The 19298-nt window shown below is 36.1% G+C and carries 17 protein-coding genes; 12 read left to right on the top strand and 5 right to left on the bottom strand.

The genetic code is table 11. From position 1 onward, the window contains the following. Window positions 1-432: 432 nt before the first annotated feature. The 8 genes from ACEN4I_RS00845 to rpsI all read left to right on the top strand — a co-directional run bounded on the left by ACEN4I_RS00845 (window position 433) and on the right by rpsI (window position 6973). Window positions 433-1272 carry an energy-coupling factor ABC transporter ATP-binding protein gene (locus tag ACEN4I_RS00845; protein ID WP_407095978.1) on the top strand — a complete coding sequence of 280 codons (840 nt, stop codon included), beginning with the start codon at window positions 433-435 and terminating at the stop codon, window positions 1270-1272. Further along, complete coding sequence (locus ACEN4I_RS00840; protein WP_407102817.1) at window positions 1248-2132, top strand: energy-coupling factor ABC transporter ATP-binding protein; 885 nt, start codon at window positions 1248-1250, stop codon at window positions 2130-2132. The genes ACEN4I_RS00845 and ACEN4I_RS00840 overlap by 25 nt, the downstream gene beginning before the upstream one ends. Continuing rightward, complete coding sequence (locus ACEN4I_RS00835; RefSeq protein WP_407102806.1) at window positions 2129-2926, top strand: energy-coupling factor transporter transmembrane component T family protein; 798 nt, start codon at window positions 2129-2131, stop codon at window positions 2924-2926. The genes ACEN4I_RS00840 and ACEN4I_RS00835 overlap by 4 nt, the downstream gene beginning before the upstream one ends. A gap of 376 nt (window positions 2927-3302) precedes the next feature. After that, window positions 3303-4109: a tRNA pseudouridine(38-40) synthase TruA gene (truA, locus tag ACEN4I_RS00830; protein ID WP_407102805.1), complete on the top strand. Its 807-nt coding sequence runs from the start codon at window positions 3303-3305 to the stop codon at window positions 4107-4109. An 83-nt stretch (window positions 4110-4192) separates the two neighbouring features. After that, on the top strand, window positions 4193-4585 hold the full coding sequence (locus ACEN4I_RS00825; RefSeq protein ID WP_407102804.1) for a hypothetical protein: 393 nt from the start codon (window positions 4193-4195) through the stop codon (window positions 4583-4585). A 247-nt stretch (window positions 4586-4832) separates the two neighbouring features. Then, on the top strand, window positions 4833-5939 hold the full coding sequence (locus ACEN4I_RS00820) for an FUSC family protein (protein WP_407102803.1): 1107 nt from the start codon (window positions 4833-4835) through the stop codon (window positions 5937-5939). Window positions 5940-6120: 181 nt separating this feature from the next. After that, window positions 6121-6567, top strand: coding sequence for a 50S ribosomal protein L13 (gene rplM, locus ACEN4I_RS00815; RefSeq protein WP_407095971.1), 447 nt, complete (start codon window positions 6121-6123; stop codon window positions 6565-6567). A gap of 13 nt (window positions 6568-6580) precedes the next feature. After that, window positions 6581-6973, top strand: coding sequence for a 30S ribosomal protein S9 (gene rpsI / locus ACEN4I_RS00810; RefSeq protein WP_407102802.1), 393 nt, complete (start codon window positions 6581-6583; stop codon window positions 6971-6973). Window positions 6974-7041: 68 nt separating this feature from the next. On the opposite strand, the gene ACEN4I_RS00805 is transcribed toward rpsI, so the two are convergent. From ACEN4I_RS00805 to ACEN4I_RS00785, 5 genes are all read right to left on the bottom strand, one after another. After that, window positions 7042-8082 (bottom strand): tyrosine-type recombinase/integrase, encoded by a 1041-nt coding sequence (locus ACEN4I_RS00805; RefSeq protein WP_407102801.1) that lies wholly within the window; start codon window positions 8080-8082, stop codon window positions 7042-7044. A gap of 94 nt (window positions 8083-8176) precedes the next feature. Next, window positions 8177-8374 carry a DNA-binding protein gene (locus ACEN4I_RS00800; protein ID WP_407102800.1) on the bottom strand — a complete coding sequence of 66 codons (198 nt, stop codon included), beginning with the start codon at window positions 8372-8374 and terminating at the stop codon, window positions 8177-8179. Window positions 8375-8400: 26 nt separating this feature from the next. Further along, window positions 8401-9507 (bottom strand): replication initiation factor domain-containing protein, encoded by a 1107-nt coding sequence (locus ACEN4I_RS00795; protein WP_407102799.1) that lies wholly within the window; start codon window positions 9505-9507, stop codon window positions 8401-8403. 96 nt (window positions 9508-9603) lie between these two features. Next, on the bottom strand, window positions 9604-10917 hold the full coding sequence (locus ACEN4I_RS00790) for an FtsK/SpoIIIE domain-containing protein (RefSeq protein WP_407127491.1): 1314 nt from the start codon (window positions 10915-10917) through the stop codon (window positions 9604-9606). Then, a complete protein-coding gene (locus ACEN4I_RS00785; protein ID WP_407102797.1) occupies window positions 10901-11287 on the bottom strand; it encodes a hypothetical protein in 387 nt (128 codons plus the stop codon). The genes ACEN4I_RS00790 and ACEN4I_RS00785 overlap by 17 nt, the downstream gene beginning before the upstream one ends. A gap of 434 nt (window positions 11288-11721) precedes the next feature. Between ACEN4I_RS00785 and ACEN4I_RS00780 the strand changes: the two genes are divergently transcribed. From ACEN4I_RS00780 to ACEN4I_RS00765, 4 genes are all read left to right on the top strand, one after another. Beyond that, window positions 11722-12447, top strand: coding sequence for a hypothetical protein (locus ACEN4I_RS00780; RefSeq protein ID WP_407102795.1), 726 nt, complete (start codon window positions 11722-11724; stop codon window positions 12445-12447). Window positions 12448-12720: 273 nt separating this feature from the next. Then, complete coding sequence (locus ACEN4I_RS00775) at window positions 12721-14412, top strand: N-6 DNA methylase (RefSeq protein WP_407102794.1); 1692 nt, start codon at window positions 12721-12723, stop codon at window positions 14410-14412. Next, the gene (locus tag ACEN4I_RS00770) at window positions 14405-15610 is read left to right on the top strand and encodes a restriction endonuclease subunit S (protein ID WP_407102793.1); all 1206 of its coding nucleotides are present in this window, start codon (window positions 14405-14407) and stop codon (window positions 15608-15610) included. The genes ACEN4I_RS00775 and ACEN4I_RS00770 overlap by 8 nt, the downstream gene beginning before the upstream one ends. Before the next feature lie 12 nt (window positions 15611-15622). Next, window positions 15623-18841: a type I restriction endonuclease subunit R gene (locus ACEN4I_RS00765; protein WP_407102792.1), complete on the top strand. Its 3219-nt coding sequence runs from the start codon at window positions 15623-15625 to the stop codon at window positions 18839-18841. The last annotated feature ends 457 nt before the right edge of the window (window positions 18842-19298 follow it).

Below are 19298 nucleotides of genomic sequence, written 5' to 3'. Positions count from 1 at the left end.
TCTGTTGAGACAACTGGTTGAATAATAAGGAAACAAAATGACGTTCACTTTTTTAGATGTATGATCGGAGTGTTATGATGATGAATAGATAGCAATATCTTTCGAGTCTAGCTCTAAACTTCTCTTAGAGAATCTGTTCTCTAAGAGAGGTACATTCATCAATTAAAGTGATTTTTTTTATTTTAAAGCAGCTGAAAACTGGAATCACTCCTTTTTTCAGTTACTTTAAAGTAAAAAGAAGCAAGTACAGGTACACTAAATTTTCTGAAAAACAAGATGGTCTGTATAGTAGAATAGTGTATAATAATTACGTAATGGACCATGACAGGTGTCAAGACTGATGACGAGTGAAAGGTCTGAGCAACATTATCTGCCTAACAACGTGGTCAGTGATGACGTTGTAATCCTAATAGAAGACTTGGGGAGTTAGCCATGAATAAAATCATTACACTAAATAATTTAATATACCAATACAATGAAACGGATCTGCGACCTGCTCTGAACGGAGTATCTTTAGAAATCGAAGAAGGCGAATGGATCGCGATCATTGGACCAAATGGATCAGGAAAATCTACGCTGGCAAAAACGATCAATGGCTTGATTGCTCCAGACAGTGGAGAAGTTTTTGTGGATCAATTAGCGTTATCAGAAGAAAATATTTGGGGAATCCGTGAAAAAGTGGGCATGGTTTTTCAAAATCCGGACAATCAATTTGTAGGATCAACAGTGCAAGATGATGTGGCCTTTGGTTTAGAAAATCAAGCTGTTCCAAGAGACGAAATGCTGCAAAGAGTCGAATCGGCTCTAGGGCAAGTTAAGATGCTGGACTTTAAAGAGCGAGAACCGGCGCGTCTATCTGGAGGACAAAAGCAGCGCGTAGCTATTGCAGGTGTGGTGGCAATAGCGCCTAAAATTATTATTTTAGATGAAGCTACAAGTATGCTGGACCCTCAAGGACGTCAAGAAGTGATTGAAACTGTACAACAGATCAAAGAAAAAGAAAATTTGACCGTTATCTCCATCACGCATGATATTGACGAAGCAGCCAATGCGAACCGTATCTTAGTGATGCAAGAAGGAAAATTAGTGAGAGAAGGCACTCCGCAAGAAATCTTTTCTAACGGAGACCAGTTGATCGATATGGGATTGGATTTGCCATTTCCGGAGAAATTGAAAGTGGCTTTGGAAGAAAGAGGCTTAAAAGTTCCCGAAACATACTTAACAGAAGAAGGGATGGTGGAATGGTTATGGACATTACTTTCGAAAAAGTAGGGTACACATACCAAAAAGGCACACCATTCGAAAGCCGAGCGTTATATGATATTGATTTTGCTATTAAAGATGGCAGTTATACCGCTCTCGTTGGACATACTGGAAGCGGAAAATCCACGATATTGCGTCATTTGAACGCATTGAACAAACCGACTGAAGGTAAAGTCGTTATTGGAGACCGTGAAATCATCTCAACGACCAATAATAAAAACCTAAAAAGCATTCGTAAAAAAGTCGGAATCGTCTTTCAATTTCCTGAATCGCAATTGTTTGAAGAAACGATTGCCAAAGATATTGCTTTTGGACCCAAAAACTTTGGTGCTACTGAAGAAGAAGGTATCGAAATTGCTAAGCGTATGCTGCCGTTAGTGGGATTGGACGATACTTACATGGAACGTTCACCATTCGACTTGTCGGGCGGACAAATGCGCCGTGTAGCGATAGCTGGTGTGTTGGCGATGGAACCGGAAGTGTTGGTATTGGACGAGCCGACTGCTGGATTAGATCCAAAAGGGCGCAAAGAAATGATGGACATGTTCTATCGACTGTATCAAGAACAAGGTATGACTATTGTCTTAGTGACTCACCAAATGGAAGATGTAGCCAATTACGCCAATCACGTCATCATTTTAGAACAAGGTACCGTTGTGAAAGAAGGTCCTCCTCGTGAGATCTTTCAAAATGAAGCATGGTTGGAAAGCAAACAATTGGATGTTCCGGCAACTGTGTCTTTTGCAAGTCGTTTAGAAGAGCGTCTAGGGCTGAGATTAGGCGAAATACCGTTGACTACAGATGAACTGGCAGATCAATTAGTATCCCAGTTAGCCGTCGATTCATTCGAAGGCGGTGATGCTGAATGATGGAGAAATTGATTTTTGGACGTTACATTCCCGGAAATTCCTGGATACACCGATTGGATCCTAGAGCGAAACTGATCAGCACGATCCTGTTTATTTTCGTGATCTTTTTGGCCAACAATTGGCAAACGTATTTGCTCTTATTCATTTTTGTATTGACCGCTGTCTTATTATCGGAAATCAAATTCAGCTTCTTTATCAATGGGATCAAACCCATGATTTGGCTGATACTGTTTACCGTGATTTTACAGGTGTTCTTCACTGGAGGGGGAGAAGTTTACTTCCAGTGGTGGATTTTGATGCTGACTTCTCAAGGATTGCTGAACGGGGTCTTTATTTTCTGTCGTTTCGTGTTGATCATCTTCATGTCGACACTGTTAACACTGACTACAATGCCACTGTCCTTAACAGACGCTTTAGAGTACCTGATGCGTCCGCTGACCGCTTTGAAGGTTCCAGTGTATGAGATTGCTTTGATGCTCTCTATAGCGCTTCGTTTCGTCCCTACGTTGATGGATGAAACGGAGAAAATCATGAATGCCCAACGAGCTAGAGGGGTAGATTTCGGGGAAGGAAATGTCTTCCAGCAAATGAAATCCATCGTTCCGCTCCTGATTCCTTTATTCGTAAGTTCGTTCAATCGCGCTGAGGATTTAGCAACTGCTATGGAAGCCAGAGGATACAGCGGCGGCGAAGGTCGTACGAAATTCCGTAAGTTGGACTGGAGTGCTTCAGATACTCTAGTGATGCTCACTTTTGCAGTGTTGACCGCTGCTTTAGTCTTTTTAAGAAATTAATAAGTAGTGACCGCAACAAAAAACGCCCGACTCATGAGACGCTTCCAACGCTGTTTGTTGTATGAGGCGTCTTTTTTAATGAGTAAAGCGTCTTTAGTCTTTAGTGCAGAGAGACAGCACAGACAAATCTTGCTCTGCTTAAAGAGCTTGACGTTTTTACGTTACTAAATAAGCCTTAAAATCTGGAAAAAGGAACGCAAAAATAGTTTGTGTTCCTTTTTAAATAAAAACGCCTAGAAAAAGGCACATAAATACTTGTTGCGTGACCTTTATAAGCTAAAACATCTAAAAAGGGCACGCAAATCAAATCAGTCAATATATAGCGTACTTTTTATATAGAAAAAAGAGTCACTAAAAAATATCAAGGAGGCAGCATATGGAAAGCTATCGTTACAAAGTATTATTGCAATATGATGGAAGCCAATTTGTAGGATTCCAAATACAACCAAATGGTCGTACAGTCCAAGGGGACATTGAGAAGGCTTTGAACATCATGACTAAAGGACAAACGATCAGGCTACGCAGCGCTGGACGTACCGATTCGGGTGTCCATGCTAAAGGACAAGTGATTCATTTTGATTACCCGTTTTATTTGCCGCCTAAAAATATGCTGCGAGCCTTAAACAGTCTAACCACAGATGAACTGACTTTTTATTCTGCGGAAATTGTGGACACTGACTTTCATGCTCAATACTCGACAGCAGGGAAGAAGTATCAATACCGTGTGGATATCAATCAAGTCATGAGTCCATTTAAACGCTTATATGCCTTACATCACCCTTATCGTATTGATATGGAAGCTTTAGAGGTTGCTCTAAACGACCTTGTCGGAGAGCATGATTTTACGAGTTTTTGTGCCAGCAATAGTGGCAAAGAAGATAAAGTGCGTACCGTTTATGAAGCGAAAGTCGAAAAAGATGAGCTGAATGGCGAATTGATTTTTACCTTTAGAGGCAATGGATTCTTGTACAACATGGTGCGAATCTTTATCGGCACGTTGTTACAAATTGCTAACGGGTTGCGCCCTGCTGATGATATCAAGCGTCTTCTAGAAGTCAAAGACCGCAATCAAGCTGGTCCTACTGCTGCTGCTCATGGGTTGTACATGATGGAGACTTTTTATGACAAGCAGGAAGCGACTAAAGGAACGATCTTTGAGGCTGTAGAGGAAGAAGTTAAATAGTCGAAAACGAAGCGTTATTTTGCTAAAATAGGCTCAATGGACGGAAATCAAGTCCATTATAACGGATTAAAGGAGTTCTTAAGATGAAATGGATCGCACTGATTTTAACGGCATTTCTATTTGCCGGATGCAGTACGCAGGAAGAAACTGGTTCAACGGACAGTACAGCCTCTCAAGTAGCGTCAAGTTCTCCAGCAGCGGAAGAAGACTTGGCACCAGTACCTGAAGAGGAACTGGATTCTGCAGACTCTATCCAATCACCAGACTATCCTGAACTTACTGTCATTCAAGAAGAGATTGATCTGGAGACTGTAGAAAGTTATTTGATGACGGATAATCCAGGAACCAGAGTCATGATTTTTGTGGAAGACGGCGAACAAGCGTATAAAAGTATCTACATTAAATCGGATAATCGGTTGAAGTTAGTGAATCTCAAATCCGATGAATTGATGATAGATGAAGAATGGATGGAGTAAAATACTCTAATGTGGAGCAGTGCAATCGTTCTTCATCCTCCAGCATCGGTAAAGAAAGATATTTTTACTCATCAACATCAAATGGTTAATTAAATGGTCTGTGCCGCTGATTGGCTGGTAAGTATCCGGTAAATAACTGGATTCATACCAGTCAGCTTTTTTTGATTCGCTCATAAAAGGAAGTACTGAGACCTTGTCAGTACCTCATAAAAGACGTAGACTGTTTAGAAAGGAAGTGAGTGCGTATATGCGCTACATCAAAGAAGAATTATTAACGTTTCGCCGACCGGAAAAAGACGATTGGGCGCAGATTATTGCTCCTATGGCAGGAATGGCATTCTGTTTGCTGTTCGGCTACTTTATTGGGAAAGTTTCCTTAGGGGGATTGATGACTCTAGGGTTATTTGTCTTTTTTTACTATGAACAGATGCCATTGCGTCTGCTATTAAAGAAGCTGGTTTTAGTTGGTCTTTTGCTGCTGTTTGTGATGTTTGTCTCCTTACTGTGTTGGCATTTCCAATGGACTGCTCCTATGGTTATAGGTAGCTTAGCTTTTCTTTGCCGTCTCTTTTTTCGGCTTTATGGGATGCAAAAACCAGGGGCCCTTTTTGTCATCTTATTATCAGCTGTTGGGGTAGGAATCGAATCCAATTTTCAATCCATGGTAGGAATTATGGGAGCCATGTCACTAGGCGTTACCTTAGGGATTATCCTAGCTGTCGTCGTGCACTTCACAGAAAGGAATAGTTCAGACTACCAAATAGACAAATCGAATCTTAAAGAAAGAATTAACCGAGATCCAGGTGCCTTGATGGATGCCCTGTTCTACGCCGGCACGCTCTTTTTTGCTGTTTATTTAAGTATGGGAATCGGACTGGATAAACCTTCTTGGATGATTTTCTCCTGTGCAGGAATTTTACAGGTGAAAAACATACGAGCTATGATGAACCGCAACATCCAGCGGATTTCTGGAACCGTTCTAGGCTTGATCGTTGCCAGTATGATTACTGCTTTCCCAATGTCTCAACTCATGCAAATTTTCATTGTGGTTGCTCTTTATGGGACGCTGCAATATTGTATGCGTGTTAACTATGCTTTAGGAATATTTGTTTCCACCCCTATGGCTATCCTGCTGACGACTATGATCTCTAATAAACTGACAGTCACTTCAGCTATCTCCAACCGACTGATCGGCATTGTATTCGGCTGTATTTTAGGTGTCACAGCTGCTTGGATAATGGTGACCACGCTAAAATTTTATAACCGAAAATGGGATGGGATTTGGATCTTGAAAAATCAGAAGAAAATGACGGTCAATAAGAAATCAACGTGGTTATGGATAGAAGAAAAATGAGGAAGAACCACACGGGTAGGTTGTTCAAAAAAAAGACTTAAAGATTCGCTTTTTTCTCTTTCAAATGATTGACATTTGACTTGAAAAAAGTTAAGATATTATATGGTATTGTTTGCCCCATGATGAGCCCCGGAAACTTATTATGCATTCAAACAAACAGAAGAATATGGAGGAAATTAACGTGCGTACAACTTATATGGCTAAACCAAGCGAAGTAGAACGTAACTGGTATGTAATCGATGCTACTGATATCCCATTAGGTCGCTTATCTACTGTCGTTGCATCTATCTTACGTGGAAAAAATAAACCAACTTACACTCCTCATGTTGATACAGGGGACTTTGTAATTGTAATCAATGCAGATCAAGTAAAATTAACAGGTAAAAAAGCAACTGACAAAATTTACTCTCGTAACATCGATGGTAACCCAGGTGGATTGAAACAAATCTCTGCTGGTGCATTACGTGCTAAAGACTCTCGTAAATTAGTTGAATTGTCTGTAAAAGGTATGCTTCCTAAAAACACTTTGGGACGTAAACAAGGCATGAAATTACACGTTTACGGCGGCTCAGAACACAGCCACCAAGCACAACAACCAAAAACTTTAGACATTACAGACTTAATTTAAGGAGGGAATTTCATTGGCACAAGTACAATATACTGCAACAGGACGTCGTAAAAACTCAACTGCACGTGTACGCCTAGTACCAGGTACAGGTAACATCACGTTCAATAAAAAAGATATCGCTGAATATCTTCCATACGAAAGCTTACACGTTATTGTAAAACAACCTTTAGAAGTAACTGAAACTACAGGTAACTACGATATCATCATCAACGTTAATGGTGGTGGATACGCTGGACAAGCTGGAGCAGCTCGTCACGGTATCGCTCGCGCATTGTTAGAAGTAGATCCTTCTTTCCGCGCACCATTAAAATCAGCTGGTCTATTAACACGTGACCCTCGTATGAAAGAACGTAAAAAACCAGGTCTTAAGAAAGCTCGTAAAGCTTCTCAATTCTCAAAACGTTAATCAATTCCTTATTGTATCAACGTTTACAAAGGTTTTTTGGTTCAAGTTGGTTCAAATCAGCTTAAACCTCATAAAGAACTTAACAGATTTAAAGCATCGGCATCTTGCTGGTGCTTTTTTTCTGGCATTAATTCCAGATAATAATTCTGTGTGGTTTGAATATTTATGTGTCCTAATCGTTTGGAGACATATACAAGATCAATGTTCTGTGCAAAGAGAAACGATGCGTGTGTATCCCTAAGACCATGAAAGGTAGTTTTCTCAATACCGAGCACTTCTAAAAGCTCTGCTAACTGTTCAGACTGTTTAAAACCACCGAATCCGAATACATAACCGTTTTCTTTTACAGGTATTTTCCGAATCAGCTCATACACATCTTTATTTATCGAAACATCACGTTTAGCGTTTGGCGATTTTAGTGAGGTATCATCAGATGTTGGACTAATTGATTGTCTAACCTTTATACCGTGTTCGTAAAGGTGTTCTGGGCGAATCCCTAGCAATTCTCCGCGTCTCAGACCCGTTTCAAGAGCTAGTAGTACAAGTATGTTAAACTCGTCTTCTGGATGCCCTAGAGTATATTTGCGGAGCTTCTTAAAGTCTGTAATAGACAAAGCTTTGTTTCGCTTTGGCGGGTTTACTCCGCGTGTTTTTAACAAGCCGGCAAAGTCGTTCGTAATATAGCCACGTGCGTAGGCATCTCGTATTGCTGTTCTAATTTTCAAAAGAACTTCATGTGTAGTTTTTCGGGAGTGTGTTTCTGCATATTCGTCAATTTTGCTTTGAACCACAATGTCATTTAGATCTTTCAACTGTATATCTTTAAACAGGTTTCTGATTACCCCAAGTGCACGAGTATAGTTTTGGAATGTCGTTTCTTTAACATCTTTAATCTTTACCACATAGATCCAGTTCTCGAAGAAGTCAGCAAAAGTAGTGTTTCTGTGAGCAAGCTCCTTGCCTCCACCTTTTGCCAATTCCATTTCTAAACTCCAGAGTTGAGCTTCTTTCTTAGTCGGAAACGTCTTAGAGATTTTACTGTGCTTACCCTGCTTATATAGGGAAACTTGCGCCCTGTAGGATTTCCCTCTTTTTACGATACTAGCCATGCTATCAATTCCTTTCTCGCGAATAGTTGATAGATGCTAGTTGAATACAATTGTATTGTATTCTGAATCTAGCATAATATCAACTAGAGGTGAATTATACAGACTGGTTTTCGATGAAGTTAATCAGAGATTTAATTGTGTAGCGTTCTTGTCTGCCAATCATGAATCGGCTAAGTGTGTCATGTTGCCTGATGTATTTATCGAATGATTTTGGGTCAAGACCTAGAAAGCGTGAAGCTTGTTCTCTAGTTAGCAAATATGGGTAGTCTTGCGCAATTGAATCTGCTCTCATAAAGACAACATCTCCTTTTATTAAATTTACTTAAACGGACAGCCTTGCATCTGGTACAGAGCAGTGTATTTGTTTAGCCATGCTATCGCATCATCATTTGGTTCGTAGTTTTCGAATTCGTCATAAAGAAAATTCAAACATTTCTTTAATCCTTCATCCCCCCAAATACGCCAAATTTTAAATAAGTAGGGGAACAAACCAGATCCATTTAAGATGTGTTTCTGTGATTGTTCTAACAAATTCGTGCGCGGAGAAGGCGAGCTAAACATAAACGATCTTTGATTTAACAAATCAAGCATTTTTCTTGTATAGGTCGTTAACTTCTGTGATTTGCCATAGTAGAACTGGTAACGATCGGTTAAGGCTGAAACTAATAGGTCTTTCAGCTCGGTATCATTGTTAATATCTTGTATTCTATCCGATAAGTCATGTGCGTAATGCCCTCTATATACAGCTTCAAAGCGTACCCAGTCGTCATAATGAATTGCTTCATCGTATCGCACACCCATAGTTTCAATCTGCTCTCTTTTTTTATCATAGACCCTTAATAAAGCTTTTATGTTTTTAGCTTTTGAGCCTAGATAAAAAGTAGAGGTAATATTGTCTTTAGTTATTGCAGACAACACTGAATTATTATTTCTGCCGGCAGCGGTTTTAATAATCTGGTTTTTCTTTGAGAGCTGATTATAGATTGTATTTACATTTAACTTTTCATTTATAAAATCAATTGCAATGTCAATTCTTGATAGACGAGAAGTGTATAATGGGCTTTTGTTTACGTTTTTGATGAACTGATGCAACTGCATAGCAGTGGTATATATTGATTCGTAGCTCTTTCTATATTGCATCCAAGCGTGTGCTGAAAACTTTATGCAAATGCCCATCTGTATAAAATCAGGATGATAAGCAATTGCCAAGTAATATGGAGCGTTGTCACATACAAAACCGATTGAGTAACCTTGTGGTAATGAATCTGGTGTCTCTTTTAGGTTACCTAACACGGATTCTAATTTAGACAAGTTGACAAACTCATTAATAATATTGATTGCCATGCCTTCCCAACCTTCTATTTGACTAGGCCGTCTAGTTGGTTGTAAAACTAGGGTAAATTCATCGACTTGAACATCCAGCAAAATTTTTCACTCCTTTTAAGCCATAAAACGTTGAGTTGTCAGTTCTAATTGTGATTTTCTTCTTTTGCGGAGCGGGGGTTATTACATAACCCCCGCTCACGATCTTAAGTGAGTCACAGCTTCTAATATGTCAAAATCTAAATAGCTAAAGTGACAAATTCTTGCTGTGTCAGCTATGACTGGGCAAGTTAATACACCTTGTCCAAGAACAAAATCTTTCTCTGGTATATCCACTCCAGCACCAAATGCCGTTACATAAGTCTGCTTTTCAGCATTTCCAAGAACAAACTTCACTGGAAGGTTCTCACGTAAATTAGTAGGCAATAATGATGCATCTGATTTTTGCATTACAATCCACAAGAAAAATCCTAACTGACGACCTTGTAAAATCACTTGTGATAGTAATTTCGTTAATTCATCACGCTTTTTCTTCTCCATAGTTTGGATAATAGATTGAAAGCTTGCAAATTCATCAAATATAAAAATATGAGGTTCATATTGAAAGTCAGTGTAATCTGCCTCCAGCTTTGTATTTAGCATTTCTTTAACTTCAAATTTTCTACTTTCCATTTTTTCAACAAAAGACTGTAGTAACTTGATTATTTCATCGATATCAGTAGCGGTATTCTCCTCTGATATCTTGTCTCCGAGAACAGCCAGACTTGAGTTTTTAGGATCAGCGAAATACAAATTATATTGAACCTTTTTAGTTATCATTTGAAGGATAAGGGAGTAAAGTGCATAGGTTTTTCCAGATCCTGTTTGACCAACAAGTAAAGTTCCGTGTAAGGGTATTGCAATTGATTTATCAATTTGCAATGTGTAGTCATCCAGTTGGGATGTCTGTACACGTAAATCATTAAAATCTTTAAATTCATATTGTTGAACGGTTTTACTATCGTAAACTTCAAATACATGATAATTCTCATCATTTGATAGGTAAGCTCTATCAACTACAAAATCACCTAGTGCAAATGAAATATTTACTTCACCTATATCTTTTTTGATATTAATATTTTGAACAAGTAATTTAGCTTTGGAATAATCATTGTTGAAACTTACTTTTACTTTTGGTAAATCTGCCACTTCATTATTGAAGTAAAACCTTTTGTTGTAATAACTGGAATCGAGAAAGGCTCTTCTTAACCTTAGAATTGTAAAGTAATGATGAGTAGCGAATTTTATACCTTTGTGTATTCTGTTACGAATTAACCAAAAAATGGTTTGAATTAATAGTAAGATGATTATAATACCGACGATTAAATTGTAAATATTTTTATTGACTCCCAGATCTAACTGGGAGTCAATGTAGTGAATCATCATGGTTTCTACAGCACTCAGAAAGTACATGCTATAAAGGAATTTTCCATTTTGTTTTCTGACTGTCGACAATTTACTGTTTTTTAACATTGATTTTCTCAACATCTTTGAATCGAAGTATTAAATCAAACCCAATAACAAATGACTTTTCTGGCATGAAGTCTAGCAAGCGGAGATAATCCCCTTTTTGAATATCGATACGTTCTTTGTTGTTTAGGACGGTAACATCAAATGTATTTAAGATGTTATTATCCCGTTTAAATCCGGTCTTTTTATCTACACCATAATCCGTGTCATCTTTGGTAATTTGTAGCGTTAAAGTGACGCCTTTTTCGTTTGGATCTTTTTTACTTACATACGGTCGTTGTGAAACTAGCCTGAACATATTTCCTGTGTTGTTTAGAAATTCCGCTGCCTTGAATTTTGTTTCGGTGAAAACCCATGCATTTGCAATCGGCATTGTGCATAACCTCTTTCTTTAAAATGTTTTGGTAAGTTATTTTGTTAATGCTTTCTTAAGAACTTTTATAACAGGTTCAATTTCTGAAGTCTGTTCAATATCAATTCGTAAAGTTCCTAAATTTACAATCATAAGTTCTTTGTTAAACTTCAATATCTCGATACCTTTTCGTAGCATTACTTCATCAAATGAATGAGTTTTGATGAGGTCGCCAAATTTTGAGATATCAACTTGTGACCAGTTTTGAATATTTAAGTTTGGATGACATGTTTGGTAACGCGAGACAATCACCTCCTTGTGCAATTCAATTTAGAAAGTATCGATCAATTTACCTTCTGACTTAATTATAAAATGGCTGATTTTTTAGGCGAAATGAAATTAAATGGTATAATCGTTGATATAATAAGGTTATTTATTTTGAGAGGTGAATATAAATGCATGTATTTAAAAAGATAGAAATAAGTACAAAGGATTTTGAGGAATTTAAGAATCAATGGTTTTCAATGGAAGAAGCTATTGAAGAACTGGCTATTAATGGAGAAACATTATCTAAATCGTCTTTTAATAGAATTGCTAATCAGGTTCACTGTAACAAAGAAATCTTTGAACTTGGTAAGCCAGAAATTAAAAATACAAAGTTGGAAGGGAAAGGTCGACCAAGAAAAGAATATAATCGTGCATTTGTCGAAGCAATTCGGTCACTCGCAATAAGTGATACATTTAGAAAAATTGAAGAAGCACCAGTGGACTTTTTTATAAGTGATAATTGGAAAAAAGACATTGAAGAAGAATTCAAAGAAGCCTTGAAAAATTATATAGATAAAAAAGAAGTCTATGGAGCAGTAGAGGTGTTGACAAGAATTGTTGGTGAAAACATCGTACAAAAATATAATGCTTTAATAGGACAAAATAAGCTTTTAATACATCAAAATAGAAAATTAGAGGATACGAAAGAATATTATATTGCTGTTCACCGAGGGGTTGAAGAGAATGCAAATGTAGTAAATGATATTACAAATTTTATAAAGCGTGATATATCAGAGTCATCAAACTTATTGAGTAGAAAAGAATCTGCTCACATGGAAACAACTTTAAGTGTTAATCGTAAGTTAGGTGAAATACTAAAAGCATTAGAGGATTTAAAAAACAATAGCAAGTAAGTATCTAATGAGGCTGGTAGAACTGATAATTATTAATATGTTTACCGAACTCACGAAAACATTGAAAAGCTATAATGCTGTATCGAGTTTATGGACTAGAAGTAATTCCTTTTTTTCTCCAAGACGCTACACGTATTAGCTACCGAATGAAAATGAAGAACTATTTTATGATAGAATATAAATATAGGTAGAAAGTACGGAGATAAAAGATCTGAACGATAAACAGTTCTAAAATAAATGAGATATTAGAATAAAATATTGGAGGAATTTATATTGAATCAAGATAGATTAACTGACTTAAAGAAAAGCTTATGGGGAGTAGCAGATGAATTACGTGCAAATTCAGGGTTAAAAGCATCTGCATATTCAATTCCTGTATTGGGCTTAATATTTTTAAAGTTCGCAGATGCAAAATACACACAATATGAAGATGAAATTATGGAAGAGTATGAAGCATTAAAAGGTGGAAGACGTGAAAAGAAAGTTGAAGAAATTGCGATAGAAAAATGCGGTTTTTATTTACCTAAACAATCACGGTACTCCTATTTACTTAATTTAAGCGAAGAAGAAAATATTGCGAATAAAATAAAAGAAGCAATGGAAGGTATAGAACAGTATTCACCAGAATTTGTTGGGGTCCTACCAAAAGATAACTATCATAATTTAAGTGCTGATGATAATAATAGAATTTTAAATAGATTATTGAGAAACTTTAACGATATTCCAACCGATTCACAAAATGATATTTTTGGTGAAGTGTATGAATACTTTTTAGGTAACTTTGCATTAGCTGAAGGTCAAGGTGGGGGAGAGTTCTATACACCGAGAACGCTCGTTCGTTATATGGTTGAAGTTTTACAACCAATGGAAGGCAAGATACTAGACCCTGCTTGCGGTTCTGGAGGTATGTTTGTACAAACAGCTCATTATGCCCAAGAACATAAAATGAAGAATGGTGGAGCACCTTTAAACTTAAGAGCCTACGGAGTAGAAAGAACGGGTGAAACGGTTAAACTAGCAAAAATGAACTTGTTTTTAAATAATATCCGTGGAGAAATAACAGAGGCAAATTCATATTATGCTGATCCATATGATTCATTTGGAAATTTTGACTATGTGCTAGCAAACCCACCGTTTAATGTTGATAACGTGGAATTAGATATAGTAAAAGATCAGAAAAGATTTAATGCATATGGCGTGCCCCAAACTAAGGATAAAAAACCGAAAGTACCAAATGCGAACTATCTATGGATCAATCAATTTGCCACTGCATTAAACGAAACAGGGAAAGCAGCACTTGTTATGGCGAATTCAGCTTCAGATGCAGGAAATAGTGAAAAAGAAATTCGTAAGTCACTAATAGAAGACGGAATTGTTTCTCAAATGGTTACACTTCCATCTAATATGTTCAGTACAGTGACTTTACCAGCAACATTATGGTTCTTCGATAAACAGAAGAAAAAGAAAGATGAAATATTATTTATTGATGCACGAAATATATTTACTCAAATTGATCGTGCATTAAGGAATTTTTCTGATGAACAAATTAAAAATTTAGCTATTATTAATCGCTTATATGAAGAAGATGCAGAGAGTTTTTATAAACTTATTAAAGAATATGAAACTAGTAGGGATAATGCGATATCTGAACAAGGTAAAAAATACTATCAAAAACAAATTGATTGGTTACTGGAACGTTTTCCTGATGGAAAATATCAAGATGTAGTCGGTTTGTGTAAAGTAGCTAAACTTGATGGTGACGATGGAATTATCGATCAAGACTATTCATTAAACCCTGGAAGATATGTGGGGGTTGTCATTGAAGATGATGGCATGACGGCAGGTCAATTTAAAGAAAAACTATCAGGTTTAAATGATGGGTTTAAACAATTAAACGAAGAAGCGAAAGAATTAGAATCACAAATACAAAAGAATTTAGATAGTCTGGTGATTGAGTATGAGTGAGTGGAGAGAGGTTAGATTTAGTGATGTCATTGATTTAAATCCCAGGGTTAAATTGGAAGGGGGAATAATTTATCCATTTATCGGTATTGCCGATATTAATGAAAGTAATTTTTATGTTAATGAGATACAAACAAAAAAATTTACAGGGCAAAGTGGAAGCAAATTTCATTCGGGTGATACTTTATTTTCAAGGATCACACCTTGTTTAGAGAATAGAAAGATTGCACAATCAATTCTAAAGTCAAAAGACAAGGGGTTTGGTTCAACCGAATTATTAGTATTTAGAGCGACAGAAGGCAAAACAGAACCTAATTATGTTAACTATCTAGCTCAAACCGATATTATTGTTTTACCTGCCATTAATAGTATGAGTGGCGCAAGTGGTAGACAAAGAGCAGATAGTAATTATATAAAGAAATTAAAGATTAGTGTACCTGATTTTGATACACAAAAAAAAATAGCAAACGTTCTTTCCACATATGATAAACTAATCGAAAATAACAACCGTAGAATTGAAGCTTTAGAACAAATAGCGGAAGAGATTTATAAGGAATGGTTTGTGCGAATGAGGTTTCCGGGGTCTGAAAATTCAAAGTTTGAAAAAGGGATACCAGAAAGATGGGAAGTAAAAAGAGTGAAAAATCTAGGAGAAGTTGTTACTGGAAAAACTCCATCTACCAAAGTGGCGGAATATTATGGTGAAGAAGTGATGTTTATTAAAACACCTGATATGCATGGAAATATATTTACATCGCAGACAGAATCTTACTTAAGTGAAGATGGAAGTAATAGTCAAGCTAATAAATTGTTGCCGCAAGACTCAATAATGGTAAGTTGTATTGGAACAGGTGGAGTAGTTTCAATAAACATGTTTCCGGCCCATACAAATCAACAAATTAACTCCATAATACTTGAGGATACAAAGATAAGGGAATGGGCTTTTTTTACTCTGAAATCTATGAAGCAAACTATTGAATTGTTTGGAGCAACAGGTGCCACCATGACTAATTTAAGTAAAGGTAAATTTGAAGGGTTGAAATTATTATACCCAAGTGATGAATTATTAAATAAATTTAATAATATAACAAAACCGATGTTTGAAGAACTAAAGAGTATTATATTAACTAATGAAAATCTAAAAAAACAACGTGATCTACTTTTACCACGTTTAATGAACGGTACAATTGAGGTGAAATAGAGGAGGGGTAATATGAGGAAGGTAATTACTGAAGATATGATTGAGCAAGCATGTATTCAGGTATTATCGAAAAATGAATATTATAGTTTTATTAATGCAAACATCAATGCGAATAAAGTGTTCTCTTCATTAAATGTATTAGAAAGTGAAAATGATGGAACAGGGCGTTCTAATATACAGGAAGCAATACTCCCAAAGGTGTTTTTTGAGAGTTTGCAAAATTTGAATCCACATATACCAACACGTTTATTGAAAGAGATTGTACAAGACTTCAGACGCCCCTTTTCGGATAAAGAACTTGAGGTCGTTAACTACGAGAGGTATAGACAATTAAAAAACGGCATTCATGTAGAGTTCGAGAAAGATGGTAAGAAGAAATATGAAACAGTTCGTATCATTGACTTTAACACTGCATCTAATAATACGTTTACAATTGTTTCTCAAATGTGGATTAAAGGAGAAATGCAACATCGTAGACCAGATTTACTTTTATTTGTGAATGGATTGCCTATTGTTTTTATTGAGCTGAAAAATTCAGATATTAACTTAAAAACCGCATATGATAAAAATTTACAAGACTATATTCGTGATATCCCTCAATTATTTTATTTTAATCAATTATGTGTTTTATCAAATGCTTCTGAAACAAGAATTGGGAGCTTTACAGCGAACTATAGTCACTTTTTTGAATGGTTACGCTCAACAGAGGATGAAGAAGTAAATCGTCAGCAAATACGTACGCAAGGAACAAGTATTCAATATTTGTTAGATAATCTTTTAAAACACGAAATGTTACTAGACTATGTTGAAAACTTTATACTTTTTGAAAACAAACGCACAAAAATATTAGCTAAAAATCATCAGTTCCTTGGTGTTAATAATGGAATTGAATCATTTGAAAATCGTGAGAAGTTGAACGGTAAATTAGGTGTGTTTTGGCATACGCAAGGTAGCGGAAAATCTTATTCAATGGCGATGTTTATCAATAAGATTAACAGAAAAATGACAGGTAACTTTACATTTTTAATGGTTACTGATCGACAAGATCTAGATGATCAGCTGTATAAAAACTTTTTAAGAACAGAAACGGTGACAGAAGAAGAATCAGCTAATCCTAAAAATGGTGCAGCGTTAAGAAAAGATTTACAAACGAACAAACCATTTTTATTTACACTCATCCAAAAATTTCGATATGACAAAGGAAAGAAGTATCCAGTCTTATCAGAACGTGATGATATTGTAGTTATTGTAGATGAAGCACATCGTACGCAGTATAAATCATTAGCAGAAAACATGAGAACAGCTTTACCTAATGCACAGTATATTGCTTTTACAGGAACTCCTTTGTTAGGTTCAAAACGTCTTACCAATCAATGGTTCGGAGATTATGTTAGTGAATACAATTTTTCTCGATCGATTGAAGATGGGTCAACTGTACCATTGTATTACTCAAGAAGGGTTCCAGAAGTCTGGTTAACCAATGACTTTTTGGAAGATGATTATTTAGAAATAATTGAAGATGAAAACCTGACAGCTGAAGAGGAAGAAAAGTTATCTAACTATTATTCAAAAACGAATGAAGTATTAAAACGAGATGACCGTTTAAATATTGTTGCAAAAGATATTGTTGAACATTTCCCTAACAGAGGATATTTAGGGAAAGCGATGGTTATATCTGTAGACAAGTTCACTACTGTACGAATGTATGACAAAGTTAAATATTATTGGAATGAAAAATTGAAAGAGTTGTATCAAAAACGTTCCAATGCTCCTTCAAAAGAAGAGCAAGATCGACTTAATCGGCAAATTAAATATATGCAACGAGTAGAAATGGCGGTAGTTGTTAGTGAAGATGGCGATGAGGATGAAAGATTTAAAAATGAAGGGCTAGACTTTAAACAACATCGTGAACGGATGAATCTCATTGATGAAAATGGACATGACATTGAAGATAACTTTAAAGATCCGAATAATCCCCTGTCATTAGTGTTTGTTTGTGCGATGTGGTTAACAGGATTTGATGCACCAAGTACCTCGACTATTTACCTAGATAAGCCGATGAAAAGTCATACGTTAATGCAAACCATTGCACGGATTAATAGAGTGTTCCCAGGAAAGAACTCAGGATTAATTGTTGACTATTTAAATTTATTTAAACATATGAAGCAAGCTCTCGGTGACTATGCAAATCCTGATAGTGATGACAACATGCCAGTCAAAAATATTGATGAGCAAATAAAGCTATTAGAAAGTGTAATTCATGAAACGAAAGAGTTTTGTGAGCAACTAAAAATAAATTTAGATTCAATTCTTGATAGAAATGAAACGTTTGATCAAATTGAGCTCTTTCAACAATACACAAATATCTTACTTGATAAAGATGAAAATCTTGAAGAATTTAAGATCTATGTAAATTTATGTCGGAATATATTTGAAGCTTGTAAACCTGAGATATTTGAATTTGATTGGAAAAACAAATATTTATCAATCATATTTTATATGGGCGATATGATTAAAGCATCGGTACGGGAAGAAAATATTGAAAGTGCCAAAATAGCACTTAGTAGGACATTAGATTTAAGCGTCCAATCCAGCTATGTTAAAGAAGATGTTGGGGAATATAAATATGAAGTTACAGCAATGAAAACACTAAAATTATCAGAAATAAATACAGATGATATTCGAAAAACGATTAATGAATCTCCATATAAAAATATAGAAATTCAAGAATTAAGACTATTCATTGAAGATAAATTAGAGAAACTATTAGAAGATAACAAAACCCGTACTAATTTTGTGGAGCGATATAAGGAGTTAATCAATCGTTATAATTCCGGTAACTCGACAAATGAAGACTATTACGAAGATCTGGTAGATTTTGTAGATAATTTAAAACAAGAAGATGAACGTCATATCAAAGAAGGTTTGACAGAAGAAGAACTAGAGATATATGACTTGCTAAAAAAGGCTAAGTTAACGAAAAAAGAAGAGGAAAAAGTAAAATTATCTGCAAAGAAGTTATATGAATCTATAAAAAATGAACAAAGTAAAACAAATGTTATTGACTGGTATAAAGACGAACAACCAAGACAAGCAGTAAAATTTGAAATAGAAAAGCTGCTTGATGAAACACTGCCAGATAGTTACGACAAAAAAGTATTTAATTTGAAAACAGAAATCATTATGACTCATTTGATGGAAGAAGCAATGATGGAAAGTGCTGTTTCTTAGTGAGTGATTGTAATGAAACAAAGTTTAAAGAGAGTGTAACCCTAGGATTTAGTATTGTATTCAACTAGCATCTGTTTTGGGTTCAAATTGGTTCAGGTGCTATCAGTTTCAGTCAATTTTAATCAATCTGTATCCACTTATAAAACAGTAAGGTATTGATACAGATGGATTGAGCTTGATTGAGTATATACAAGATTCACCACGATAGTTCTCAAAACGTTAATTCGTTATTATATCAACGTTTCAAGACACTTTCCTTTATGGAAGGTGTCTTTTTGTTCGCCCAGCATGGGCGAACTCTAACGGGTGCAAGTCCCGAATGCGACCTGGCAGTGGTAAGCATATAGCTGACGGCAAGGGTGTCCACCGTGAGGTGGAATCTGAAGGAAGCCCAAGGCAAAACTCTGGTCTGACGAACAGAAACCATATAAGAGGTGAGTCGAGTGGATAAGGCTGC

The organism is Desemzia sp. FAM 23990 (assembly GCF_045528485.1).
GTDB lineage: Bacteria > Bacillota > Bacilli > Lactobacillales > Carnobacteriaceae > Desemzia.
The sequence above is the reverse complement of the archived record's forward strand: the minus strand, read 5'-3'. Positions and strand labels throughout refer to the sequence as shown.

What these genes read in the sequence shown, in the direction of transcription:
- ACEN4I_RS00770 (WP_407102793.1), top strand. Translation starts at nt 14,405, where the DNA reads ATGAGTGAGTGGAGAGAGGTTAGATTTAGTGATGTCATTGATTTAAAT.
- ACEN4I_RS00785 (WP_407102797.1), bottom strand. Translation starts at nt 11,287, where the DNA reads ATGCCGATTGCAAATGCATGGGTTTTCACCGAAACAAAATTCAAGGCA.
- ACEN4I_RS00800 (WP_407102800.1), bottom strand. Translation starts at nt 8,374, where the DNA reads ATGAGAGCAGATTCAATTGCGCAAGACTACCCATATTTGCTAACTAGA.
- ACEN4I_RS00820 (WP_407102803.1), top strand. Translation starts at nt 4,833, where the DNA reads ATGCGCTACATCAAAGAAGAATTATTAACGTTTCGCCGACCGGAAAAA.
- ACEN4I_RS00790 (WP_407127491.1), bottom strand. Translation starts at nt 10,917, where the DNA reads ATGTTAAAAAACAGTAAATTGTCGACAGTCAGAAAACAAAATGGAAAA.
- ACEN4I_RS00840 (WP_407102817.1), top strand. Translation starts at nt 1,248, where the DNA reads ATGGACATTACTTTCGAAAAAGTAGGGTACACATACCAAAAAGGCACA.
- ACEN4I_RS00805 (WP_407102801.1), bottom strand. Translation starts at nt 8,082, where the DNA reads ATGGCTAGTATCGTAAAAAGAGGGAAATCCTACAGGGCGCAAGTTTCC.
- truA (WP_407102805.1), top strand. Translation starts at nt 3,303, where the DNA reads ATGGAAAGCTATCGTTACAAAGTATTATTGCAATATGATGGAAGCCAA.
- ACEN4I_RS00845 (WP_407095978.1), top strand. Translation starts at nt 433, where the DNA reads ATGAATAAAATCATTACACTAAATAATTTAATATACCAATACAATGAA.
- ACEN4I_RS00825 (WP_407102804.1), top strand. Translation starts at nt 4,193, where the DNA reads ATGAAATGGATCGCACTGATTTTAACGGCATTTCTATTTGCCGGATGC.
- ACEN4I_RS00765 (WP_407102792.1), top strand. Translation starts at nt 15,623, where the DNA reads ATGAGGAAGGTAATTACTGAAGATATGATTGAGCAAGCATGTATTCAG.
- ACEN4I_RS00835 (WP_407102806.1), top strand. Translation starts at nt 2,129, where the DNA reads ATGATGGAGAAATTGATTTTTGGACGTTACATTCCCGGAAATTCCTGG.
- ACEN4I_RS00780 (WP_407102795.1), top strand. Translation starts at nt 11,722, where the DNA reads ATGCATGTATTTAAAAAGATAGAAATAAGTACAAAGGATTTTGAGGAA.